Origin of the sequence: Flavobacterium sp. (assembly GCF_046293665.1) — a bacterium.
In the GTDB taxonomy this organism is placed as follows: Bacteria; Bacteroidota; Bacteroidia; order Flavobacteriales; family Flavobacteriaceae; genus Flavobacterium.
This window is the reverse complement of record NZ_JBKBOL010000001.1, coordinates 256,844-282,283: the sequence shown is the minus strand read 5'-3', so window position 1 is coordinate 282,283 and position 25,440 is coordinate 256,844. Positions and strand designations below refer to the sequence as shown.

The window sequence follows — 25,440 nt, the reverse complement described above, 5'->3', positions numbered from 1 at the left end:
TTATTTGTAGTTTCTAGCGGCTATTTTGATAAACTCGTATTTCAATTCTTCTTTGTGAAGATTTTCTTTGCTGATATCGTAGCCCATGTATTCCCAGGCACCAACGAAGGCAAAGTTTTCATCATCACGAAGGGTTTCTCCTTCTGAATCTTGGTATTCTTCACGGAAGTGACCACCACAAGATTCTTTTCTTTGAAGCGCATCCATTGCCATTAATTGACCTAAATCAATAAAGTCAGCTACGCGAAGTGCTTTCTCTAATTCAGGGTTTAATTCGTCTGCACTTCCCGGAACATAAACGTCTTTGTAGAATTCTTCTTTTAAAGCGGCGATTTCTTCGATGGCTTCTTTTAATCCTTTTTCGTTACGAGCCATACCAACCTTATTCCACATAATCAAACCTAAACGTTTGTGGAAATGGTCAACCGATTTCGTTCCGTTATTGTTTAAGAATTTATCGATTGATTCTTTTACACTGTTTTCCGCTTCAACGAATTCAGGAGAATCGGTAGAAATTTTTCCGGTTCTGATTTCGTCTGCCAAATAGTTGGAAACGGTGTAAGGCAATACAAAATAACCATCGGCCAAACCTTGCATCAAAGCCGAAGCTCCTAATCTGTTCGCTCCGTGGTCAGAGAAATTCGCTTCTCCGGCAACGAAACAACCCGGGATTGTTGATTGCAGGTTATAATCTACCCAAACGCCACCCATAGTGTAGTGAACGGCCGGATAAATCTTCATCGGGGTTTCGTATGGATTCTCGTCGGTGATTTTTTCATACATCGCGAAAAGGTTACCGTATTTTTCTTCCAACCATTTTTTACCCAATTTGGTCACTTCTTCCGCAGACGGATTATGGTTTCCTTGTGAGTAAGCCGCTTGGCGACCTTTGGTTTGGATTTCGGTAGAGAAATCTAAGTAAACACCTTCGTTGGTATCATTAGCTTCAATCCCGTGGCCTTCATCACAACGCTCTTTGGCGGCTCTTGAGGCAACGTCACGCGGTACTAAATTACCGAAAGCAGGATATCTTCTTTCTAAGAAATAATCTCTATCTTCTTCTTTTAATTGAGTTGGTTTTAATTTCCCGGCGCGAATGGCTTCGGCATCTTCTTTTCTTTTTGGTACCCAAATTCTACCGGAGTTTCTCAATGATTCCGACATCAAAGTCAGTTTCGATTGGTTAACACCGTGAACCGGAATACAAGTTGGGTGAATTTGCACAAAACAAGGATTAGCGAATAGTGCACCTCTTTTGTGAACTTTCCAACTGGCCGTTACGTTGCTTCCCATGGCATTGGTTGATAGGAAATATACGTTTCCATAACCACCTGAAGCTATAATTACAGCATGAGCTGAATGTCTTTCTAATTCTCCGGTAACTAAGTTACGGGCGATGATACCGCGTGCTTTTCCGTCTACTTTTACCAAGTCTAACATTTCGTGACGGTTAAACATTTGCACGTTTCCTAATCCGATTTGTCTGGATAAAGCGGAATAAGCTCCTAAAAGTAACTGTTGTCCGGTTTGTCCGGCAGCGTAAAAAGTACGTTGTACTTGCGTTCCACCAAACGAACGGTTGTCTAACATACCGCCGTAATCACGGGCAAAAGGAACACCTTGTGCTACACATTGGTCAATGATATTGGCAGAAACTTCGGCCAAACGGTGAACATTGGCTTCACGAGCTCTGTAATCACCACCTTTGATAGTGTCGTAAAACAATCTATAAGTACTGTCGCCGTCGTTTTGGTAATTCTTGGCGGCGTTGATTCCACCTTGAGCAGCAATAGAGTGAGCTCTTCTTGGAGAATCTTGGAAACAAAATGCTTTTACATTGTATCCCATTTCTCCCAAAGATGCTGCAGCAGAAGCACCAGCTAATCCGGTTCCAACTACGATTACATCGATTTTCGGACGGTTATTTGGGGCTACTAATTTTAAATGATTTTTATGATTAGTCCATTTCTCTGAAATAGAACCTTCTGGTATTTTTGAATCTAACTTCATGATCTATACTGATGTTGATTATTTTAGGAAAAAGTGAATGTAAACCGGAATCGTTGCAAATAATAAAGGGACTATAATGGCAAAAGCCGCTCCGAAACCTTTGATGGCCGGTGTATACTTTGGGTTGTTTAAACCAAGTGATTGGAAAGCACTTTGGAAACCGTGAAGTAAATGGAAAGCTAAAACAAACATGGCTAAAACATAAGCAATTGTAGCGATTAAACCCGTTTTAGCATCTTTAAAGAAAGCTACCGTGATTTTGTGTAAGTCTTTATAACCTTCACCCATTTTTACATTGGCTTCTTTGTTGTAAAATTCTGTTCTATTTCTAATTTCCAAGCCCATTTGTTTCAATTGCAAAGAATCTGTCGGGAAAAATTTCCCGGTATCTGTGGTGATATAGTAATCTATTTTGGCACCCATTTGATCTACTGTGATGGTTTGTAAAGGCATTTTTTCATCAAAATGCATTACGGCCCAAAAGTTAACCATGTGAGTAACAATGAAAACCAAAATCAAAGTTCCTAAAACCGCCATGTTTCTGGAAGAAAAACTACTGTTTTTGGAAGGATTGTTTTTGGCATAACCAATAGGTCTTGCTTTTACGTTTTGGTACGTCAATAAAAATCCATCCACAGCGTGGAAAAGAATGGAAATGTAAGTTAGGTAAGAAAGAATTTTTACTGCCGGATTAGAGGTCATGAACAACGCATACTTGTTGAACGCTGATGCATCGCTAAAAATTAATTGAAGATTTCCTGCTAAGTGACCTGCTAAAAACAAGCATAAAAATAAACCTGTAAGAGCCATCCAATATTTTTTTGCTAAGGATGACTTTAAAAGTGCAGATTTTGCCATAATTGTGTATAATTTGTTTAAAAAAATCACACAAAAATACACCTATTTGGCATTAACTACAACCTTTTCGTTCTAATTTATAATGAATTTAAAGTGAGTTTAACACTTGTTGATTTTCAAGTGTTTAAACGGCTTTTTTAGGGCTAAAAACTTAAACAAAACTATCGAACATAACTCGGAATCAAGCCTCTCAATCCCATGTCGACTACATTTTCGCCTATAGAAGGTTCAAATTTTCCGTCAGCGGTGACTTCTTGCCATTCAAAACTGTTATTAATCGATAGTGAAAGCGTGATTATAATATCGTCTGTCTCGTTACCATTGATGACCAAATTGGAAGCAAATTTTCCGGTTACTACACAAGAACCTTGCGGGATGGGCGAAGTTGAGGCAATAGGATTAGGAACTGTGGTAGCATTTGCAGGCGCTTGTCCTGAAGAAGAATAAGGTTGGTTGTTTAATCCAAATGCCCAATAGCCTTGTGCTCTGTTGCCGTTCACTTGAAAAATATTATTACCAATGTTAAACTCGGAAATGTAAGTTTTAAATCCGACAAAACTAGCTAAAGTTCCCATGTAATCAACATTTTGATGGCGAATATTGATTTGATAATTTTGATAAGATAAAGAAACTCTCATCCATTCATAACTTCCTGATGTTACTTGACTCAGAGGAATTTTCAGAAATGTTTCACCTTCTGATACTATTTTAGACCGATCAAAATCGATAGCTGAATCTCCACCTAGATTGGTTTCCGGCGCATGATATATTACTGTTCCTTGACCAATTTGTGTAAAAGCGTTTGGTGCCAACTCCATGTAATGAGCGGAAATCGTATTGAATATTGGAGATTGCGCAGCATTTCCCGTTGCAACGGTTGAAGGTTGTCCTAGATTATTTAGTCGCGCCTGATTTTCATCAAATTGGAATTTGATAATTAACATCGGTTCTTCTGGAGTATTATCACTGCTGCACGAAAAGAAGGGCAAGGCGGCGATTAAGAAGATTAGAAGGATATAAACTTTTTTCATTTGATTTTTTGATTGATTTTGATTTTTTCCGCTTCGCGACAAACAATTCGGCTTTGTCTCGGGTGATTGATTATGTTAAGACGTTGTTAATGTGTTTTTGTTACATCTTCATCTATAACGAGAATATAGTCGGCTTTATTGTGTTCTTCTGCCGGTATTTTTTCTAAATCTTTTTGTTCCAAGGTGGCAATGGTCATTATTTGAAGGTTGGGCGCACTTTTTTTCAAATACCAATAAATTCCCTCAAAGTTATCCGAATGGTAAGTGCCGTTGTAATGAATGAAAATCGAATCCGGTTTTAAGTTCTTTTGAATAAAATAAGCCATAGTCGCGTCTTTACTGGCTTGCGCTTTCGGCATATTCGGACTAGCATGATCACCCATCATTTTCATCATGTTGACATAACCTGGCAAATTTTCATCATAAGCCATCGGCAATGGCGCTATCCAAGATTTTTCTTCGGCAGTTAACGTTTCTAAGGCTTCAAATCCTTTTTTGGAAACCATAGAAGCATATCTTCTCGGAATATTCGTGGCGATAAAAGACAACTTATTTTCTTTGGCAAAATCTACTAAAGGTTTATAATCGGTTTTATAATTGGGCCAAAGTCGGGCAGTAGAATCTAATTTTTTCTGATTGATTTCTCCTTTCAGGTATTGGTCCAACTGCTTTTGGTTGTCGGCTTCCAGCATTTCGGCACCCAAAACCAATGGTTTTTTTTCGGCTAAATCTTTAGTCAGTTCCAATTGTAACCAATGCACAACCGAATTGTTATGGTATTCGCCAAACAAAACCACTTGTGCTTTTTCCGCATCTTTAAGCAGTGTGCCGTAGTTTACTTTTTTGCCTTTTTTATCAAACAATTGGTAAGCTTTTTTGTCTTGGGCTGATAAACCGAAACCAATCAGAAACACGAGGAATAACGTTGCCTTTTTCATAGAATGAATTTTGTTTAAAATTATTCATTAATCGTTGAATAAAAAAATGTGTCCCAAAAAAGAATATTTTTGTGGTCAGTATTTATGAAAACTCAAAACGACAACACGGCTTTTTTAACCTATTTGCGTCATTTTATTAATGAGTCAGATAAGCATTTGGAAACGCCACTTTCCGAAATTGCCAATCGTTTTAAGGTTTTGACTTTAAAGAAGAACCAACTCTTAGTCGATGAAAACCAAGTCTGTCCCTATTTCTGTTATGTGGAAAGCGGGATTTTGCAACACGCCATTTTAGTAGAAGCCGAAGAAAAAACGACTTATTTGGCCTTGCGAAATTCGGTTACGTCATCATTAAATAGTTTCCTCAATAAAATTCCGTCCCGAAAAAGCATCAAAGCTTTAGTAGATTGCCAACTTTGGGTAATCGATTTGGAAAACTTCAAGGATTTATTGGCCAATAACCAAGTGTTCCAACAGTTTTACCACAATTTAATCGAAAAACAAATCATGTTGATCGACGATTATCGCATCGATTTACTGACGTTAACTCCGGAAGAGCGTTACAAAAAGTTATTGTCCACCGAACCCAAACTGTTACAAGAAGTGCCTTTGCATTATTTGGCTTCTTTTCTTGGGATCTCTAATCGACACATGAGTCGCATTCGTAAAAACAGCCATTAAAAATTGACCGCAGATTCGCAGATTAAAAAAATAAAAATAAAATCTGCGAATCTGCGGTCAATAAAAAATAACGCCATTTGGCTACTAATTGCTTTTGACTATTGTGTAATTTTGATAAAAATCAATTTTCAAATTTTCAAATCAATTAATTTTCAAATCAGATTATGAAATACCATCCAATAGACCGCGATTTATTCGTAAAAAACAGAGCTAAATTAACCGCACAAATGAAACCCAATAGTGTAGCGGTTTTCAATTCTAATGATATTTATCCGGTTTCAGCCGATAGTACTTTGCCATTTGCACAGCACAGAGATATTTTTTACTTATCAGGCGTTGACCAAGAAGAAAGTATTTTGTTGCTTTTTCCCGATGCGCCTTATGAGCATTTGAAGCAAATTTTATTCTTAAAAGAGACCAACGAACACATTGCCATTTGGGAAGGCGAGAAGCTGACTAAAGACAGAGCGTTTGAAGCTTCCGGCATCAAATCGGTGATTTGGTTACAAGATTTTCATAAAACATTGAAAGAAGTAATGGCTTACGCCGATACCATTTACATCAATACCAATGAGCATTATCGCGCGTCAATCGAAACTGAAACCCGTGAAGCCCGTTTTGTCAAATGGTGGAAAGAAAATTATCCGGCGCATAAAGTCGAAAAATCTAACCCAATTTTACAAAGATTGCGTTCGGTAAAAGAAAGCGAAGAAATCGATTTAATCCAAAAAGCCTGCGATATTACCGAAAAAGGATTCCGTAGAGTGCTGAATTTCACCAAGCCTAATGTAATGGAATACGAAATCGAAGCCGAATTCGCTCACGAATTCTTAATCAACCGTTCCAAAGGATTTGCCTATACACCGATCATCGCTTCAGGGAATAATGCCAATGTGTTGCACTATATCGAAAACAACCAACAGTGCAAAGCCGGTGATTTATTGTTGTTAGACGTTGGTGCCGAATACGCGAATTATTCCAGCGACATGACCAGAACCATTCCGGTTTCGGGGAAATTTAGTGACCGACAAAAAGCGGTTTACAACGCCGTTTTAAGAGTGAAAAATGAAGCGACTAAAATGTTGGTGACCGGAAATTACTGGAAACAATACCACGTTGAGGTAGGCAAAATCATGACTTCAGAATTGTTAGGGTTAGGTTTAATCGACAAAGCCGATGTACAAAACGAAAACCCCGATTGGCCGGCGTATAAAAAATACTTCATGCACGGAACCTCACACCACATGGGATTAGACACGCATGATTACGGATTGTTGCACGAGCCAATGCAAGCCAACATGGTCTTCACGGTTGAACCGGGCATCTACATTCCGGCAGAAGGTTTCGGAATCCGTTTGGAAGATGATGTAGTGATTCAGTCAACAGGAGAACCTTTTAATTTGATGAGAAATATTCCGATTGAGGTTGAGGAAATTGAGAGTTTGATGAATGGGTAATTAAGAAAATAGAATATAGAGAATAGAAAATAGACGGCTCACGAAAGTGGGTCGTTTTGTTTTACCATATAAGTCATATAAGAAAACTTAAATTAACTTATATGACTTATATGGTTAAAAAACTATTTTTGCATCAATGAAGATCATTACCTACAAAAACACCAAAATCTCTTTTACCGACGAAGGTAAAGGTACAGCTGTGGTGTTATTACACGGTTTTCTCGAAAACAAAACGATGTGGAAGGCTTTTGTGCCGGAGCTTTCTAAGAAATACCGCGTCATTACTGTTGATTTATTAGGTCACGGGGAAACTGAATGTCTCGGTTATGTTCACGCCATGGAAGACCAAGCCGATATGTTATTCGCTTTGCTGTTGCATTTAAAAATTAGGAAAGTAGTGCTTGTTGGACATTCTATGGGCGGTTATGTAGCTTTGGCTTTCGCCGAATTGTTTCCTGATCACATGAAAGGGTTGTTCTTATTGAACTCTACTTCCCGGGCGGATAGTGACGAGCGCAAAACCAATCGCGACCGTGCTGTGGTTTGTGTCAAACAGAATTATGGCGCTTTTGTCAGCATGTCGATTGCCAATTTATTCGCCGAAGACAACCGCGAACGCTTAGCGGATGAAATCGAAAAGGTAAAGGAACAAGCTTTAAAAACACCATTACAAGGAATCGTTGCGGCTCTCGAGGGCATGAAAATCCGTAAAGACCGCGAAGTGATTTTGCATTTTGCGCCTTATCCGATGCAATTGGTTTTGGGCCAAAAAGACGGCGTTTTACTTTACGAAGACAATTTAGAACAAATAGAAGGCACCAAAGTCGAACTCACCACTTTTCCCGACGGTCACATGAGCCACATTGAAAACGAAAAGGAGTTGCTGAAAGTATTACTGAATTTCTTGAAGAAGGTTTAGTTTTATTTCTTTATGTCTTTAGCGTTTCAATTTTTTACCACAAAAGAATCAAAAGATTTTCAAAAGTCACAAAGATTTAATCTTCCAACTTTTTGAAATACTCGTTAACAAAGGTTTTCTGCCCATCTTTGAACAAGTTTACAGTATGGAAATTGAATAAAACTCCTTTCGGCGCTTCTAATAGTTTCATGTAAGTTAATAATTGTGCATGGTGAATAGGAGCAATGGTTTCGATGGCTTTTAATTCAACAACGATACAATTTTCTATAAATAAGTCACATCTTAAATCAGTTTCTAATTCTAGTCCTTTGAATAGGATAGGTACCAATAATTCTGATTGAAATGAAATACCTCTTTCACTCAGTTCTTTTTTTAAACATTTGTGATAAATGCTTTCTAATAATCCTGGGCCTAAAAATTTATGAACTTCAATAGCAGCTCCATTTATTTGATAAGTTAAATCGGTAAGATAGGATTTTGTTAAATTCATAATCTTTGTGTCTTTGTTATTCTTTATGTCTTTTGTGGTTCAATTTTTTTAACTACAAAGAATAATGGTTTACCAAAAGGCACAAAATTGTTTTACTGTGTCTTTGAAATTAAAATTAATTATTTTTTTCTTCAAAAGAATAATTTATATCAAAAATTTCTTGCAATAAAACTACAATCTGTTCCAGATAATTATCCATGATTTCAGGAGAAACGATATCGGTTACATCTTTATCTTCCTTGAAATTAAACGGTAAAAATCCGGCTTTTAAGTTTTTAAACGAAAGGATTCCGGCTTCTATGTCGAGGCCTTTGGCTTGTTCTTCATACATGAAGGCGTAGGCCAAAATCTGAATGATTTTATCGTTTTTGATGTCTTCCGTTAAACCGTTCCAATCTTTTAAGGTGACATTTTTTTGCTCCACTTTACCGGTTTTGTAATCGATGATTCTGATTTTGCCGTTGCGGAGTTCTATTCGGTCTACATTTCCTTTAATCAATACCGGAAAGGGTAAACGCGCATCTTCTAAAGTTCTTTCAAAGGTTTGTTCCAAAGCAATGATTTGCACTTCATCACCTTTTTCCAAAGCTTCTAATTCGAGTTTGAGAAAATTGTAGACATTGCGTTTCGCGACTTCAAAAGCCAATAGGTTTCGGCCTTTTTTGATTTCACCTTCTTTGTACACTTCTTTGAATTGATTCAGTACTTCTTCTTCTATCTTTTGGAAACAACTTTCAAGATCAACTTTGGTCAACAATCTTCCGATAAAAGGTTTGTAAAGTTCTTCTAAAGTTCCGTGAATAATGGTTCCTAAAGTATTCACCGCTACATTTTCTTCCACTTCATCGACTTCTTTGATGCGCAAGACTCTTTCAAAATAAAACTGAATTGGGTTGCGGATGTAAGTCGTTAACGATGAAGGAGAAAAACCATTCGCAGCAATTTCGTGCAAGCGTGTTAAAACACTTTCTGTTTTGGGAACAATTATCGGTTGGTGTGCAATATTGGGCACATTCGGATTGAAATATTGAAACGTTAAGTTGTGATTGGGTTGTTTTTCGACTTCCAATTGGGTGATAAAACGGCTTTTTTCTCCGGCATCAAATCCGTCGCTGTCGGCATTGTAAATGAGGTAAATGTTTTTGGCACGTTGTAATAAATGATAGAAGTGATAAGTATAAATCGCGTCTTTTTCTTTGTAAGTCGGTAATCCTAGTTCGCGTTTCACATCATACGGGATAAAAGAATTGGTGCTTTTTCCGGCCGGAAATTTACCTTCATTGACCGAAGTAATGATTACAGTTTCAAAATCGAGCACACGACTTTCTAAAACACCCATAATTTGTAGACCGTCTAAAGGTTCGCCTTCAAACGAAACTTCAGCCACATCAATCACTTGTTTGTAAATGGCGTGTAATGTTTTGATGTCATCTATATTGGTATGTTCGGCAAAATAAGAAGTCATCTTGTTAATCACTTTGAATACAGAATAAACAAAGGCATTGGTGATTTTTTCTTCCTCGTTGTCGTAACTCAAATTCGCTTTGATTTGAAGCAGAATCTGAGAAAGGTTTTCTAAAACGGTTACTGAACTTGTATCCCATTTTCGGAACAGCCTTTGGAACAAATTATTTTCCTGAGTATATAATTCCTCTAGTTTTTTATGGGTAATAAAAGTGTAATTGTTTTTGTTGATTCGGTTCACCAATTCACCGGCGTAAACATAAGGTTCAATTAGCGGATGCGTTAAAATGTCGAGTACATCTTTGTAATACATCACATAACTGCCCGGATTTCTTGAGAGCGCATTGGAATGCAACTTGAACAATTTGGCAATGAGCAACTGCGCCGGATTGTTTTTACTCGAAAAACCCATGGTCACGTTCAAGGCATTTACGGTATCGGGTAATGAATGTAATACGGGTAATAACAAATTTTCTTCACCCAAAACTACGGCTACATTTTGCAGATTAGAATCGTTTTTGGCGACGTGTTGTTCAATAATGCTTCCGGTAATTTTGGCTTGACCGATAGATTTGGAAGTCGCTATCACGTGGATGTTTTTGGCTTCGGTAAAATCGTTTACAATCCATTCGTAAGGATGCGTTTTATAGTAAATCCACTCCGATTTGAATCTTCTTTGGAACAAACCGGCATCGTGAAAAGTGTCGTGGAGCAAAGTCTCGTCAATATCCCAATAGATTTTGGCTTTGTCTAAGGCCAATAAATGTTGGATAATTTTTTCTTCTGCTTGGTTTAATGCGTTGAACCCTGCGAAAATGAATCGGTTGTTATTATTTTCCGAAAAGTGATTCAGATTTTCAACGGCTTCGCGATAGATTAAACCTTGGTAACCAATGCCTTTGTTCAGTAGATAATCATACAGCGATTGATAATATTTCGGCAATTTTTTCCAGAAGATTAGGTAGTTTTCTATGAGTTCAGTTCGCTTTTCAATATCTACAGCCCAATGTTCAATCTCTTTGATGTTTTCAAGATATTTTAGTATGTGGTTTGGATCTAATAAATAACGGTCGATTTCGTTGAAATCTTGTAGCAGTGTTTTGGCCCAATTGGCGAAGGTTTCGAAAGATTCTTGTTTGTCTTTTTCGGTTACGGAAAGATAGACGTCATAAAATTCGAAAAGCAATTCAATGCTATCAATGGAACGAATGCCGGCAATCTCTTGAATAAACTCTTCTATACTGATGATTTCGGGCGCAAAGACATTATTGGAGACAGATTTCTTTAGCTCTTCTAGCAGAAATACTTTGGCTCTTTTGTTAGGTAATATTACCACCAAATCCAATAGATTATTGGAATGGGTTTTAAGAATTTCTTGTGCGAGTTGGTAAAGAAATGTTGGTTTTGACATTTTATAAAAATAAAAAAACGCCCCGAACTTCGGAGCGTTTTTTAGAAATATTTTGAGAAGAAATTATTTTACTAATTTCACTTCAACTCTTCTGTTGTTAGCTTTACCAGCTTTAGTTTTGTTGGTGTCGATTGGTTTAGACTCACCGAAACCAGCTGAAGACAATCTTGAAGATGCAATTCCGTTTTCAATTAAATAATTTTTAACGGCTGCAGCTCTGTTTTCAGAAAGTATTTGGTTGGCAGCATCTTTACCATCGCTATCAGTGTGACCTTCGATTGAGAAGTTAGAGTTTGGATACTCTTTCAAGATAGCTACAATTGCTTGTAATACTGGGTAAGTTTGTTGTTGGAATGAAGCTTTACCGCTATCAAATAAGATAGTTTTAGCATAGTCGTTCAATCTTTTGATCGCTTCTTCAGTAACTTCAGGACAACCATTGTTTGCAGCAGTACCTTTTACGTCTGGACATCTGTCATCTTTGTCAAGTACACCGTCACCATCTCTATCTGGCCAAGGACAACCACCATTTTCTTTAGGACCTTTAACGTCAACACATTTATCTTCTTTGTCTTGAACTCCGTCACCATCAGTATCAGGACAACCACCAAATTGTTTTAAACCAGCCACTTCTGGACAAGCATCAACATTATCAGCAATTCCGTCACCGTCAGTATCAGGACATCCGTTGAATTCAACAGGACCAGCAACATCTGGACAAGCATCTTTGCTGTTCTCAATTCCGTCACCGTCAGTATCAGGACAACCGTTGAATTGTTTTAGACCTGGCTCTTCTGGACAAGCATCGTCTTTGTCATAAATTCCGTCACCGTCTTTGTCAGAACCTCCAAATTTGAAAGTAAGACCTGCAAAATGTTGCATGTGTGATGGCATATCTTCACGTAAATCTTCGAAAGAATGTTTGTAAGTTGAACGAAGAGATAAACCTACATTTTCACTAAACCAATAAGTTAAACCTAAACCTCCGTTTACAGTTCCGGCGCTCATGTCGTCACCAATCCAAGTGTAACCTCCACCGGCGTGAATAGATGGATCAATTTTTTTAGATCCAATTAAACTCATTAGGCTGTAGTTAATAACTCCATCAACAGCATAATAGTTTAAATCACCAGGATTCACAACTTCATATGGTCCTTCACCAACTCTTGGCAAAACAAACCTAGTAATTTTGTTAACAGAACCAGTAACTCCAAAAGAGAAATTACCGCCAACGTGTTTAGACACGCTTACGAAAGATACTGAAGGAAGAATATTCCAGTTGTCATTAGCATTGAAATACTGTGAAAACTGATCTTCTAATTTTGATGCAGCACTTACTCTTGTGTCTACTGCGTTAACCCCAAACGATATTGCCCAAGGGTTGTTGCTGTCTTGAGCTTGTGAGCTTAAACCAGCTAACATTAGCATAGCAACGAATAATTTGTTAAGATGTTTCATACTTAATTTGATTAGATTATAATAATTATAATAGAGCAAAAGTAATACGTATTAATATAATATCAAAATCTTATTGTTAAAATATGGAAATTATATAATGATTTTGAGGAATTTTGGAATTATGATAACAATTACGCAATATTTAACGTCATTTTATATAACATTTAACATCTTTGCTACTTCTTCAAAGGCTTTAATGGCCTGGTCAAGATGCTCTTTTGTGTGTGCTGCCGATAATTGGACTCTGATTCGGGCTTTGTCTCTCGGAACAACAGGGAAAAAGAATCCGATAACGTAGATGCCTTTTTTCAACAATTCGTCGGCCATGACTTGAGATAATTTCGCATCATACAACATTACAGGAACAATGGCTGAATCCCCATCGATAATATCCAATCCTGCTTTTTTCATTCCTGCTTTGAAATAGTTGGTGTTCCACTCTAATTTATCTCTGAGCGTAGTGTCTTTTTCTAAAAGTTCAAAAACCTTGATGGAAGCACCAACAATAGCCGGAGCCAATGAGTTGGAGAACAAATACGGACGCGAACGTTGACGTAAGATTTCTATGATTTCTTTTTTAGCCGTAGTATATCCGCCCATTGCACCACCTAAAGCTTTTCCTAAAGTTCCGGTGATGATGTCTACTCTGCCCATTACACCTTTGGCTTCGAGCGTTCCTTTTCCTGTAGCTCCGATGAAACCTGCCGCATGACATTCGTCTACCATAACCAAAGCATCGTATTTATCGGCTAAGTCGCAAATTTTGTCTAACGGCGCTACCAATCCGTCCATAGAGAAAACACCATCGGTTACGATTAATTTGAAACGATGACCGGCTTCTACCGCTTTTTTCAATTGGTTTTCTAAATCTTCCATGTTGGAATTTTCATAACGATAACGCGCTGCTTTACACAAACGGACGCCATCAATAATAGAAGCATGGTTCAAACTGTCTGAAATGATACAGTCTTCTTCGCCTAATAAAGGTTCGAAAACGCCGCCATTGGCATCAAAAGCCGCTGCATATAGAATGGTATCTTCTGTACCGTAAAAATCGGCTATCTTTTTTTCCAAAGTTTTATGGATGTCTTGTGTCCCGCAAATGAAACGCACCGATGACATTCCGAAGCCATGAGAATCCAAAGCGTCTTTGGCTGCCTGAATTACTTCCGGATGGGATGATAAGCCTAGATAATTATTGGCACAAAAGTTCAATACTGTTTTGCCGTTAACTGTAATTTCGGCACCTTGTGGCGAAGTAATAATACGTTCTCTTTTGAAAATACCGTTTTGCTCAATGGTATTTAATTCGTTTAGTAGGTGTTGTTGAATTTTTCCGTACATGTTGTTTGGTTTGTTGTTTATCGTTTGTGGTTACAAATTTACTATTTCCAAGCTTTCCCCAATGTAAACGAGAGCTTTTTTAGTTACTTTAAAACCCATTTTTTCTATGGCATTCTGGTAATTTTCTAGTTGAGTAGTGTATTTGGTTTGATGCGCACCGGTTTTGTAGTCGAGCAAATAAATTTCGTTGTTGTTGTTGATGACCATTCTGTCGGGCTTTACGAGACTGCCTTCTTTTTGAATGATGGTTTTTTCGTTTAAAATTTTGTTGCCAATGGCGAAATAATGAATCAAATCGGGATGATGAATAACTTTATTAATCGTTTGTTCTACTGTTTCTTTTTGCGAAGCGATAATCAATCCGTTTTCTATGGCTTTGGTTAGGGCCAAATCGATATCGTCTTTGGTTTTGACAAAAGATAAAATCTCGTGGAGAATGTTCCCAAATTCAATCGCTTTTTGTTGTTGTGTATTCCACATCAAACTTTCTTTTTGGGCAATTTTGATGTTCTTCGGATTCAAAGTAGCCGATAATAGCGGAATAGTTTCGGTTTCGTCAATGATTTCTTTGGTTTCGGATAATTTTTCGGCTTTGCCAAATGAATAGTCGAATTTACTTTCGTCAAAATCATTCCCCAAAAACTTGATAAAAAACGTCGCCATATTGTTAGGATATTCGCCCGAAGTCTTGCTGCGACTTTGCATGCCCGAAATAATATACAACTGTTCTTCGGCACGGGTTAGCGCTACATACAAAACATTGATGTTATCGAGCAATTCTTCCTGTTTTTTTTGTTGGTAAATCACATTCGCTTCTTCGCCATAACCTTCAACTTTACTACTTTTATCCACTAAGGCTTTCGGCAATCCGGTAACTTCTTCATCGGCATTGAGCCATATTTTTTCCCGTGGACCTTTGCTGTAATCTTCTTCGGCAAAAGGAAAAATCACCACCGGAAATTCCAATCCTTTCGATTTGTGAATGGTCATAATGCGAACGGCATCGTTTCCTTCCGGCGACGGAATACTCAGCTTTTCAGAATTATTATCCCAATAAGTAAGGAAGTCCGAAATACCGGCTTGTTTTTTTAAATCGTGTTCCAAAATTAAATCCAAGAAAAACTGAATGTAAGCATTGCGTTTGTCCATCGGAATGACTTTGGCAATAATGATTTCCGAGGCTTCGTAAAGCGATTTTTTGCGGATATTTTGAAACGAAAAATCAATATTAAAACCAATCAGCCATTGTTGAAATTCGGTCTCCGACTTTTGTTCCATGCCTTGCGCAATGAAATCGTGCGTTTGCAATTGGTCTTGTTGCGAAGCCAAATAGTAAAGAAAGTTAGCTTTGGCCACTAAATCGCTGTTGTTTTTCAGATAGCGCAAAATGTGGATTACGCCTTGCACTTCGGAAGAGGCGCCGAGTAATAAACTTTCCGAGGACAAAATCGGAATCCCGTTTTCGGTTAAATAATTGGCGACTTCTGTTCCGTGTGCTTTTTTTCGGGTAAGAATTACGATGTCTTTGTAGCGAAAGCCTTTTTGTTTTACTTTTTCAATGGCAGATAAAGTGGCTTGCAAATACAATTCGTTTTTCTCCGGACTTTCCTCTTCGTCAAAAGCGGCTTTTTCGACTTTGGGCACAAAAGAAATATTGACATAACCACCGGTTTTGGTGTTGCATTGTTGATGGCTGTGGTTTTGGTACAAATCTTTGTAATCTTCGTGAGCGAATTCCTGACTCAAAAAAGCAAACAATTTGTTGTTGAAGTCTATGACTTCCGAGTAACTTCTCCAATTGGTTCCCAATGAAAAAAGCTTTTTATCCGGATTGACGAACGGATTTTTGTCTTTACTCAATTCTATAAACTGTTCGGCTTTTCCGCCGCGCCAACGGTAAATTGATTGTTTCGGATCGCCTACAATCATTAGCGAACCTTGTTCACCATTCAAATCTTCGCTCGACAACGCATTATCAATCAGCGGAATCAGATTGTGCCATTGCATTTCGGACGTATCTTGAAATTCGTCGATGAAGAAATTTCTATATTTTTCTCCCAAACGCTCATAAATAAAAGGCGCCGGTTGGTTTTGGATTTGGTCGTAAATGAGTTTGTTAAACTCGGCTATCGATAAGATATTTTGCTCTTTCTGAATTTTGTCCAATTCGTTACTAACAGTATTCAGCAAAGAAAGCGGTGTGATGTTTTTGAGAAACGCTTCATAGAAATGTTTCTTTTCGAATTTTTTGTAAATCGAAGCTAAGATTTCGAGTAAATTAGGAATAATGCTTTCAATTGTCGCTCGGTCTGAAGCGGTTTTGTTGATAGCAATATCTTCAAACTGATGATATCTCTTGTTGATAGGATTGAATCTTTTTTCGACAATACTTTTTAAATGATTTGGGAAAGTTTCTCTTGAAAACGATTTGAGGTCAATGCCTTTGTTTTCAATTAACAATAACATTTCGCTTGCTGATTCAACCGTTTCGGCCTCTAATTGCGCACAAAGTTCGGTGAGTTTGTTTTTGATTTCGATAAACTCAGCGATGGTTTTGTTTTGAAAATGCGTGATTTCTTCTCGGTTGTTTTCGTTGAGAATTAACTTTCCCGTTTCCATAATTTCGCGTGAAATGTCCCAAGATTTGTCGTCATCGGTTTTTTCCATCGTGAAATTGACCAACAAATTGGTTAAGGTTTCATCGTTTCCGGCTTCGGCTATAATGGCATCAACGGCTTCGGTTAATAAGTTTTCGGTATCCAGAGACACTTCAAAAGTAATCGGCAAATTCAAATCGTGCGCAAAAGCTCGTATGACTTTATGCGTGAATTTGTCAATGGTAGAAATATCAAAAGCGGCATAATTGTGAATCAGATTTTTTATAATGCTTTTGGCTTTTTCGGTAATGGTAGCCAAGGATAATCCGGTTTCTGCCTGAATGTCTTGCATCAATTGCAACGCTTTCTCCGAAGGTTTTTCTTTGGCAAACTCCGACAAACTTTCCACGACACGGCTTTTCATTTCGTGTACGGCTTTGTTGGTAAACGTAATGGCCAAAATATTGCGATAAGCATCGGGTTTTTTAGACAACAGAATAATTTTCAAATATTCTTTGACCAAAGTATAAGTTTTGCCCGAACCGGCGGAAGCGTCGTATATGGAGAAAGCGGTTTTTTGCATTAGTTATTTTTTGACCGCAGATTCGCGGATTATTTTAATTAAAAATGGACTGATACTGATGATCAAACTAGTGATAAAAATCAAGTCATAATCAATTGCATTGTAATGTATGTTAAGTTTTCCATCATCACAAGCAGTGCATTCTAAAATCCTTGAATGGCTATCAATATAACTTATAACAAATGTTGAAATTAGAAATAAAGGTGAAACGATTAAAGTATTAAAAGGTTTTTTTCTGTCCGAAATTTTAAAAAGCAATAAACAGAAAACGCCAAAACTTATTATAAATATTCCGCTGGCAAAAAGATGGAAATTTTTGCCGATAAAAGTAATATTGCTATCAGTAGAAAATTTGAAAAAGTACCTGATTAATCTTCTGAAGTAATCTTCAAAAAAGAAAGCGCTGATTGCCGCAAGAATAAAGACAAAGAATGAGAGCAGTATTTGTAATGCTTTTTTATTCATAATCTTGTTTGGCTATTTCATAAACAAAATTCAACTTCGCGTCTTCGCCATAATATTCGACTTCAAATTCATCCACTTTTATGGCACCTATTTTTTCAATGGCTTTTTGTGACCGAATGTTAAACGCGCCAATATGAAAATAGACTTTATCGACTTGTTGAAACGCATAATCGAGCATGATTTTTTTCAAAGCTTTGTTGTAACCGTTACCCCAAAATTTCCGCCCGATAAAGGTGTAGCCGATTAAAACCGAATTATCATTTTCGTTATAATCGTAAAACCGACTGCAGCCAACTACTTCCTTGGTTTTTTGGTCCCGAATTAAAAAAGCGCCTTTGGATAACATTGCACCTTCAAAATAATTTTGAAAAACTTCGAGTTGATAACGCAATTTGTTCGGGTGTTGTTCCCAAACCAACGGATCAGAAGCTACTTCGTATAGTTCTTCGAAATCAGTTTCCCGCAAAGGGATTAGTTTAATGAGCTCGTTTTCAAGAAAATTGGGTTGCCAATCAAACATGGGAAACTATAGTTTTTATTTATGCTACTAATGTAATTAATTAATTCTTTATTAAGAAAAAGGAATTCCGCAATGCTTAATTTTGCAGCACAATTAAAATGTATTGCTTTGAAAAGAAATGAAGTTATTTTGGTAGCGTTAATGGCGTTGCTCAATTTTACGCATATACTCGATTTTATGATCATGATGCCTTTGGGAAATATTTTGATGCCCAAATGGAATTTGACGACTTCAGAATTTTCAATTATTGTTTCTAGTTATTCTTTGGCGGCCTTTGTGAGCGCCTTTTTTGCCATTTTCTTTGCGGATAAATTCGATCGAAAAAAATTATTGCTTTTTGGCTATTCCGGATTTTTAATCGGAACTTTTGCTTGTGCATTTGCTTTTGGAACTTATTCGATGATATTAGCCAGAACTTTTACAGGATTGTTTGGCGGATTAATCAGTGCCCAAATTTTGAGTATAATTGCCGATGTTATTCCGTATGAACGTCGAGGCAGAGCAATGGGCATGTTGATGGGTGGATTTGCATTGGCTTCGGTAATTGGGGTGCCTTTTGGATTGTTTTTGGCCAATAAATACGATTGGCATTATCCGTTTTTAGTAGTAGCTATTTTTGGAATATTGTTATTGCCATTTTTGTTTCGATTTGTTCCCAATGTAAATGCGCATTTATCTACTCCGATAAAGTTGAAAGAACGCATATCGAATTTCTATGACATCTTTAGCAATCAAGCTCAAATCACAGCGTTGTTATTTAGTTTTTTATTGATTACTGGGCATTTCATTATTGTGCCGTTAATTAATCCTTATTTGGTTTACAATGTTGGTGTGCCACAAGAATATACCCCTTTAATCTACTTAGTTGGTGGAATCTGTTCGTTAATTTCTGCTCAAATTATTGGAAAATTAGCCGATAGTTACGGTAAGAGAACTGTGTTCGTTTGGGCGGCTTTAATTTCAACTTTTTTTGTGATACTGATAACCAATATGCCGCATTGGCAACTTTTCATTGTCTTGGGCATTTTCGGATTTTGGTTTAGTTCCGCAACCGGAAGAACTGTTCCCGGACAAGCTATGATTACTCAGGCTGTTACCAGTCAAACGCGTGGTAGTTTTATGAGTTTAAACTCTTGTGTGCAATCACTCGGAACAGGTTTTGCTTCGTTGATGAGCGGCTGGATTACTTACAGCGATGCTAAATTTGCGATTCACAATTATAATTATTTAGGCTACATAAGTATTAGTTTGATTTTATTGTGTGTTGTACTTTCTTATCAATTAGAGCGAAAATTAGAATATGTTGAAGTCTAATTTTTCGAAATGTTATAAATGATTATGTGAATTTTATAAGTAAAAACGATTTATAATTTATAAATTTGAACATCAAATATTAATCTTTAAAATAATTAATCATGGCTTTTGAATTACCACAATTACCTTATGCATACGATGCATTAGAACCACATATTGATGCCAGAACGATGGAAATTCACCATTCGAAACATCACAACGCTTACACGACCAATCTGAATGCAGCCATAGAAGGAACTGATTTAGCAGGGTTGACCATTGAAAACATACTAATTAATTTGGATATGAAAAACGCAGCGGTTAGAAATAACGGAGGTGGATTTTATAATCATAATTTGTTTTGGAGAGTAATGGCGCCAAATGGCGGTGGATTACCAACGGGTGAATTAGCTGAAGCGATTGAAAGAGATTTTAAATCATTCGAGGAATTCAAAGCGCAGTTTGCTAAAGCTGGTGCTACTCGTTTTGGTTCAGGATGGGCTTGGCTTTGTGTTCACAAAGGCGGAAAGTTGGAAGTTTGTTCAACGCCAAACCAAGACAATCCCTTAATGCCTGATACGGCTTGTGGCGGATTTCCAATCTTAGGGATGGATGTTTGGGAACATGCTTATTACCTGAACTATCAAAATCGTCGTCCGGATTATATCGAAGCTTTCTTCAATGTTATTAACTGGACTGAAGTGGCAAGATTGTATGCAACAGAAAAATAAAACAAGATTCTTTTTTGAAGAATTAAAACCGATTGTGAAAGCAGTCGGTTTTTTTATTGGAATAGGGATAAAAATAAACAGGCGGAATTGCTTCCACCTGTTTGCCCCAAATCTACCATAAACTTAACCTACACTAAATACTATGGTAGCACAAATTTAACAACATCAAAAAGAATAAAGTGCTTTTTAAACGAAATTATATTGGAATGATAGGCAAATGAGAGTAGAAACTGCCTTTTTTATGATTTTCAGGCTTGTATAAAATAAAAAAGGTGAAAATTTCTTTTCACCCTTTTTGCCCCAAATCTACCATAAACTTAACCTACTAATGCTATGGTAAGGTCAAATGTATAGGAGTTGTTGTGTTCTAAAAAATAAAATAGACAAACGGCAAATATAATCGTTGAAGTTTTTTTGTTGATTTTGAGGCTGGTAGAAAATAAAAAAGGTGAAAATTTCTTTTCACCCTTTTTGCCCCAAATCTACCATAAACTTAACCTACTAATGCTATGGTAAGGTCAAATGTAAGTGGTTTAACATTTTGAAAACAAAAAATTTAGACGAACTGCATCAATAATCGTTTAAAGACAAAAAATGTTAAAATTTTAGTAAGCGCGTGCATCTTTTCCTTCGAAAAAATTCATAAATGCCTTGTTTACAACACGGTTACCACCGGCAGTCGGATAATCACCGGTGAAGTACCAATCACCTAGATTTTTCGGACAAGCTATATGTAAGTTGTCAACGGTTTGGAAAATGATTTTTACTTCGGCATTAATTTCTTCGGGATGCAGTAATTCAGCTATTTTATTGGAGATTTCAGTGTCGCTGAAAGGCGCATAAATTTCGGTTACAAAATTCACTACTTCAGCGTCTTTCAATTTCTCTTGAGATTTACATTTTTTATAGACATCGTCTACAATTTTATAAAGGTTTCTTTCTTTCAATAATTCTATTGCCGCTTGAAAAGCAACCAATCCTTCCAATTTCGCCATATCAATACCATAACAATCCGGATAACGAATTTGCGGTGCTGATGACACTACAACTATGCGTTTTGGATTCAAGCGATCCATCATTTTTAAAATGCTTTTCTTCAAAGTCGTTCCACGAACAATACTATCATCTATGATTACCAAGTTGTCTGTCGGTTTAATTACGCCATAAGTCACATCGTAAACATGGGCAACCAAATCATCTCGACTGCTGTCTTCGGTGATGAAAGTTCTTAATTTGGCGTCTTTAATAGCAATTTTTTCGGTTCTGATTTTTACTGAAAGGATTTCTTCCAATTTTTCTTTGGTCAATGTTTTACGATTGTTCAAAATGAACTGGTTTTTTCTTTGGTTCAAAAAATCATTCGCCGCTTCCACCATTCCATAGAAAGAAGTTTCTGCGGTATTTGGAATAAAAGAGAAAACCGTATTGTCGGTGTCATTCTCAATCGACTCTAAGACCGCCGGCAAAATTAATTTACCCAACTGTTTTCTTTCTTGGTAAATTTCGGCATCGCTACCACGAGAAAAATAAATACGCTCAAACGAACAAGCTTTTTTAACCGTTGGTGTAATGATTTCTTGTTGAGAAACCATTCCGTTTTTCTTGATGATTAAAGCGTGTCCGGGTTGTAACTCCTGTACTTTTTCGAAAGGCACATTGAAAGAAGTTTGGATGACTGGTCTTTCAGAAGCGACAACTACAATTTCATCATCTTCATAAAAGTAAGCCGGACGAATTCCCGCCGGATCACGAAAAACAAAACTATCGCCATGACCTAACAATCCGGCCATGGCATAACCGCCATCCCAACCTTTAGAGGCGCGTTTTAAGATTTTGGCCAAATCTAATTTTTCGGCGATTACCGGAGAAGCTTCTCTTTTGGATAAACCGTTGTTTTTACATTCTTGGTACAAATCAGTCACTTCATCATCAAGAAAATGCCCGATTTTTTCCATTACGGTTACCGTGTCTGCCATTTCTTTTGGATGCTGGCCTAATTCTACCAAGCTATTGAAAAGTTCAGTTACGTTAGTCATGTTGAAATTACCGGCTACGATAAGGTTTCGGTGCATCCAGTTGTTTTGACGAAGAAAAGGATGAACGCTTTCAATGCTGTTTTTACCAAAGGTTCCGTAACGAACGTGTCCTAAAAACAATTCGCCTATATATGGAATGTGGTCTTTTTGTAATTGAACATTATCTTGATATTCCGGATGCAAAGTCATCTCTTCATTAATCCTTTCGTTGATTTGCGCAAAAATATCCTGAATCGGTTGCGCTTTGTTCGAACGCACTCGGCTAATGTATCTTTCGCCTGCTTCGACATCAAATTTAATTGAAGCAAATCCGGCGCCGTCTTGACCGCGGTTGTGTTGCTTTTCCATCAACAGATACATTTTCTGTATGCCGTAAAAGGCCGTGCCGTATTTTTCTTTGTAGAATGCTAACGGTTTTTTTAATCTTAAAAGGGCGATTCCACATTCGTGTTTAATTGCGTCGCTCATTGTAGTTGTAGTTTAGTTGTGTAATTTATTTTACCGCAGATTCGCAAATTAAAAAATCAAAAGAAATTTGCGAATTCGCGGTCATTTTTTAATAAAAATGCCTCGAAATTTCGAGGCATAAAGTTATTGTAATTCTATTTCAAATTGTGTTAAAGCTCTGAATTGTTTCAAGCGCTCGTTCACTTCTTCTTTTTTCAGTGACAGCATTCTTTCGGTACCGAATTGCTCTACACAAAACGAAGCCAAGTTAGAACCTTGAATTATAGCAGTTTTCATCGTTTCAAAAGAAATGTCTCCTTGTTGTGTGATGAATCCTGCAAATCCACCTGCGAAAGTATCTCCGGCGCCGGTTGGATCAAATACATCTGCCAATGGCAAAGCCGGAGCAAAGAAGATGTGTTCATTATGGAAAATTAACGCACCGTGTTCTCCTTTTTTAATCACTACATATTTTGGTCCCATGGTATGGATTTTCGCCGCTGCTTTCACCAAAGAATATTCTCCAGAAAGTTGACGTGCTTCTTCGTCATTAATTGTGATAACATCAACACGTTTAATTACGTCCAATAATTCAGGTAAGGCACAATCCATCCAGAAATTCATAGTGTCTAAAACTACCAATTTTGGTTTTTGTGTCATTTGGTTTAAAACACCGGTTTGAACGATAGGATGTAAGTTGCCTAACATCACTACGTCAGCATCTTTAAAATGATTAGGAACAATTGGGTTGAAATCAGCCAATACATTTAACTCAGTAGCCAAAGTATCTCTTGAGTTCATGTCGTTATGATAACGACCGCTCCAAAAGAACGTTTTGCCGCCTTTTACAATTTCTAAACCGGAGACATCAATGTTTCTGGCGGTCAATAAATCAATATATTCTTGTGGAAAATCGTCGCCAACCACCGATACGATGGCCGATTGTAAGTTAAAATGCGAAGCTGATAAACCGATGAAAGTTCCGGCGCCGCCCAAGATTTTATCTGTTTTTCCAAAAGGTGTTTCGATAGCGTCAAAAGCAACCGTTCCTACGATTAAAAGTTTGTTCATTATTTGCGATTCAAATTAAAGGCGCAAAGATACGTTATTCCTTTAAAAGTTTAAAATGGTTTAAGTTTTAAAGTTTTAGAACAATTTTCCTTCTTCTTTTTCATAAAAAGCATCGATGGAAAGCGTTGGCAAACCCGAAGCATAAACTGCCAATTCATCACAACGTTCGTTTTGCGGATGGTTGTTGTGGCCTTTAATCCATTTGAAATCAACTTGGTGTTGGCGGTAAATTTTAAGGAAACGCATCCATAAATCGGGATTTTTTTTACCGGCGAAGTTTTTCTTTTCCCAACCAAACACCCATTTTTTCTCCACGGCATCGACTACATATTTAGAATCGGAAACGACCAAAACTTTCATGTTGGGGTTTTTGAGTTTTTCTAAACCTACGATTACCGCTAACAATTCCATTCTGTTATTGGTTGTATAGCGAAAACCTTCGTAGAATTCCTTTTTATAAGGTGTGCCAACCATTTCCATGACTACGCCATAACCGCCGTTTCCGGGATTTCCTTTGGCAGCGCCGTCGGTATAGATGTGGACTTGGTGTGAGTTCAAAGTTAGGAGTTAGGCGTTAGGAGTTTTTCAATTGTTTTTGGAAAATGCTCGTGTTCCAATTCATGAACTTTGGCGGCTATTTCTTCCGGTGCTTGGCAATTTTCAATATTAACAGAAGCTTGAAAAATAAATTCACCCTCGTCGTAATGTTCGTTGACATAATGAATAGTGATACCGGTTTCTTTTTCTTTGTTTTCCAATATAGTTTTGTGTACATTCATACCATACATGCCTTTTCCGCCATATTCTGGTAACAACGCAGGATGAATATTGATGATTTTATTTGGGTATCGATGAACTATCGCATCGGGCATTTTCCATAAAAATCCGGCCAGAACGATTAAATCGGGTTGAAGTTTGTTGATTTGTTCTAAAACAAAGCCTTCGTTTAAATCAACTCTATTGAAAATCAAGGAAAACACCTTGTGGTGTTTTGCTATGTCTAAAACTTTGGCATGCTGATTGTTAGTGAAGATGCCGACTATACTTATGTTATCGTTGTTTTTGAAATACTGTATGATATTCTCCACATTGGAACCAGCGCCCGAGGCAAAAAGCAGAATCTTTTTCATGGAAAATCAAATTTGGTAGCACAAAAAAAAGAATAATTACTCGAATTAAAACCATCACAATGTAAGATTCTTAAATAATTTTTTTATTTTCGTAGTCACATTTAGTAACAAAAAGGTTGTTTTAAAATAAAGTTTTTTATTTTTGCCAACAATTAAAATTAAAAATTTAGAAATTATGTCAGACATTGCATCAAGAGTAAAAGCGATTATTGTAGACAAATTAGGCGTTGACGAAAACGAAGTTGTAACAGAAGCAAGCTTCACAAATGATTTAGGCGCTGATTCATTAGACACTGTAGAGCTTATCATGGAGTTCGAAAAAGAATTTGATATTCAAATTCCGGACGATCAAGCGGAAAACATTGCTACTGTAGGTCAAGCTATTTCTTACATCGAAGAAGCAAAAAAATAATAAATAAATCACCCGTGAAGAATCTATAGTTTTTCACGGGTTTTTATTATTTTTACTGAAAAAGATAAACATTGATTGATATTCAATCTTAAAA

The 25,440-nt window shown here is 37.1% G+C and carries 21 protein-coding genes; 6 read left to right on the top strand and 15 right to left on the bottom strand.

All coding sequences use genetic code 11. The annotated features are described in order from the left end of the window. The 4 genes from ACK4R1_RS01195 to ACK4R1_RS01180 all read right to left on the bottom strand — a co-directional run bounded on the left by ACK4R1_RS01195 (window position 1) and on the right by ACK4R1_RS01180 (window position 4,837). Window positions 1-2,010 (bottom strand): fumarate reductase/succinate dehydrogenase flavoprotein subunit, encoded by a 2,010-nt coding sequence (locus tag ACK4R1_RS01195; protein WP_409682487.1) that lies wholly within the window; start codon window positions 2,008-2,010, stop codon window positions 1-3. Between the two features lie 18 nt (window positions 2,011-2,028). Continuing rightward, window positions 2,029-2,868, bottom strand: coding sequence for a succinate dehydrogenase cytochrome b subunit (locus ACK4R1_RS01190; RefSeq protein ID WP_409682484.1), 840 nt, complete (start codon window positions 2,866-2,868; stop codon window positions 2,029-2,031). A 161-nt stretch (window positions 2,869-3,029) separates the two neighbouring features. After that, entirely contained in the window at window positions 3,030-3,899 is an 870-nt protein-coding gene (locus ACK4R1_RS01185) for a hypothetical protein (RefSeq protein WP_409682482.1), read from the bottom strand. A gap of 86 nt (window positions 3,900-3,985) precedes the next feature. Next, window positions 3,986-4,837: a ChaN family lipoprotein gene (locus ACK4R1_RS01180; protein ID WP_409682479.1), complete on the bottom strand. Its 852-nt coding sequence runs from the start codon at window positions 4,835-4,837 to the stop codon at window positions 3,986-3,988. A gap of 84 nt (window positions 4,838-4,921) precedes the next feature. Between ACK4R1_RS01180 and ACK4R1_RS01175 the strand changes: the two genes are divergently transcribed. The 3 genes from ACK4R1_RS01175 to ACK4R1_RS01165 all read left to right on the top strand — a co-directional run bounded on the left by ACK4R1_RS01175 (window position 4,922) and on the right by ACK4R1_RS01165 (window position 7,894). Beyond that, window positions 4,922-5,518, top strand: coding sequence for a Crp/Fnr family transcriptional regulator (locus ACK4R1_RS01175; protein WP_409682476.1), 597 nt, complete (start codon window positions 4,922-4,924; stop codon window positions 5,516-5,518). A 164-nt stretch (window positions 5,519-5,682) separates the two neighbouring features. Beyond that, on the top strand, window positions 5,683-6,975 hold the full coding sequence (locus tag ACK4R1_RS01170; protein WP_409682473.1) for an aminopeptidase P family protein: 1,293 nt from the start codon (window positions 5,683-5,685) through the stop codon (window positions 6,973-6,975). Window positions 6,976-7,111: 136 nt separating this feature from the next. Next, complete coding sequence (locus ACK4R1_RS01165; protein WP_409682470.1) at window positions 7,112-7,894, top strand: alpha/beta fold hydrolase; 783 nt, start codon at window positions 7,112-7,114, stop codon at window positions 7,892-7,894. A 76-nt stretch (window positions 7,895-7,970) separates the two neighbouring features. On the opposite strand, the gene ACK4R1_RS01160 is transcribed toward ACK4R1_RS01165, so the two are convergent. From ACK4R1_RS01160 to ACK4R1_RS01130, 7 genes are all read right to left on the bottom strand, one after another. Further along, on the bottom strand, window positions 7,971-8,384 hold the full coding sequence (locus tag ACK4R1_RS01160) for a GxxExxY protein (RefSeq protein WP_409682467.1): 414 nt from the start codon (window positions 8,382-8,384) through the stop codon (window positions 7,971-7,973). A gap of 115 nt (window positions 8,385-8,499) precedes the next feature. Further along, entirely contained in the window at window positions 8,500-11,259 is a 2,760-nt protein-coding gene (locus tag ACK4R1_RS01155) for a PD-(D/E)XK nuclease family protein (protein WP_409682464.1), read from the bottom strand. Between the two features lie 63 nt (window positions 11,260-11,322). Then, entirely contained in the window at window positions 11,323-12,717 is a 1,395-nt protein-coding gene (locus ACK4R1_RS01150; protein WP_409682461.1) for an OmpA family protein, read from the bottom strand. Between the two features lie 153 nt (window positions 12,718-12,870). Continuing rightward, window positions 12,871-14,061 carry a glycine C-acetyltransferase gene (kbl, locus tag ACK4R1_RS01145; protein ID WP_409682458.1) on the bottom strand — a complete coding sequence of 397 codons (1,191 nt, stop codon included), beginning with the start codon at window positions 14,059-14,061 and terminating at the stop codon, window positions 12,871-12,873. Between the two features lie 30 nt (window positions 14,062-14,091). Further along, complete coding sequence (locus ACK4R1_RS01140; protein ID WP_409682456.1) at window positions 14,092-17,241, bottom strand: UvrD-helicase domain-containing protein; 3,150 nt, start codon at window positions 17,239-17,241, stop codon at window positions 14,092-14,094. Between the two features lie 3 nt (window positions 17,242-17,244). After that, the gene (locus ACK4R1_RS01135; RefSeq protein ID WP_409682453.1) at window positions 17,245-17,706 is read right to left on the bottom strand and encodes a hypothetical protein; all 462 of its coding nucleotides are present in this window, start codon (window positions 17,704-17,706) and stop codon (window positions 17,245-17,247) included. Next, entirely contained in the window at window positions 17,699-18,226 is a 528-nt protein-coding gene (locus ACK4R1_RS01130) for a GNAT family N-acetyltransferase (RefSeq protein ID WP_409682450.1), read from the bottom strand. Before ACK4R1_RS01130 ends, ACK4R1_RS01135 begins: the two co-directional genes overlap by 8 nt. A gap of 108 nt (window positions 18,227-18,334) precedes the next feature. Between ACK4R1_RS01130 and ACK4R1_RS01125 the strand changes: the two genes are divergently transcribed. After that, window positions 18,335-19,540: an MFS transporter gene (locus ACK4R1_RS01125; protein WP_409682447.1), complete on the top strand. Its 1,206-nt coding sequence runs from the start codon at window positions 18,335-18,337 to the stop codon at window positions 19,538-19,540. Window positions 19,541-19,641: 101 nt separating this feature from the next. Further along, window positions 19,642-20,250, top strand: coding sequence for a superoxide dismutase (locus ACK4R1_RS01120; RefSeq protein WP_409682444.1), 609 nt, complete (start codon window positions 19,642-19,644; stop codon window positions 20,248-20,250). A gap of 605 nt (window positions 20,251-20,855) precedes the next feature. Here ACK4R1_RS01120 and ACK4R1_RS01115 read toward each other — a convergent pair. From ACK4R1_RS01115 to ACK4R1_RS01100, 4 genes are all read right to left on the bottom strand, one after another. Further along, entirely contained in the window at window positions 20,856-22,754 is a 1,899-nt protein-coding gene (locus ACK4R1_RS01115; protein WP_409682441.1) for an amidophosphoribosyltransferase, read from the bottom strand. Window positions 22,755-22,877: 123 nt separating this feature from the next. Beyond that, on the bottom strand, window positions 22,878-23,804 hold the full coding sequence (locus ACK4R1_RS01110; protein ID WP_409682438.1) for a PfkB family carbohydrate kinase: 927 nt from the start codon (window positions 23,802-23,804) through the stop codon (window positions 22,878-22,880). Window positions 23,805-23,879: 75 nt separating this feature from the next. Continuing rightward, complete coding sequence (rnhA, locus tag ACK4R1_RS01105) at window positions 23,880-24,362, bottom strand: ribonuclease HI (RefSeq protein WP_409682435.1); 483 nt, start codon at window positions 24,360-24,362, stop codon at window positions 23,880-23,882. A gap of 2 nt (window positions 24,363-24,364) precedes the next feature. Continuing rightward, window positions 24,365-24,934 carry a phosphoribosylglycinamide formyltransferase gene (locus tag ACK4R1_RS01100; protein ID WP_409682432.1) on the bottom strand — a complete coding sequence of 190 codons (570 nt, stop codon included), beginning with the start codon at window positions 24,932-24,934 and terminating at the stop codon, window positions 24,365-24,367. 175 nt (window positions 24,935-25,109) lie between these two features. Between ACK4R1_RS01100 and ACK4R1_RS01095 the strand changes: the two genes are divergently transcribed. Next, window positions 25,110-25,346 carry an acyl carrier protein gene (locus ACK4R1_RS01095; protein ID WP_007137004.1) on the top strand — a complete coding sequence of 79 codons (237 nt, stop codon included), beginning with the start codon at window positions 25,110-25,112 and terminating at the stop codon, window positions 25,344-25,346. Window positions 25,347-25,440: the final 94 nt, after the last annotated feature.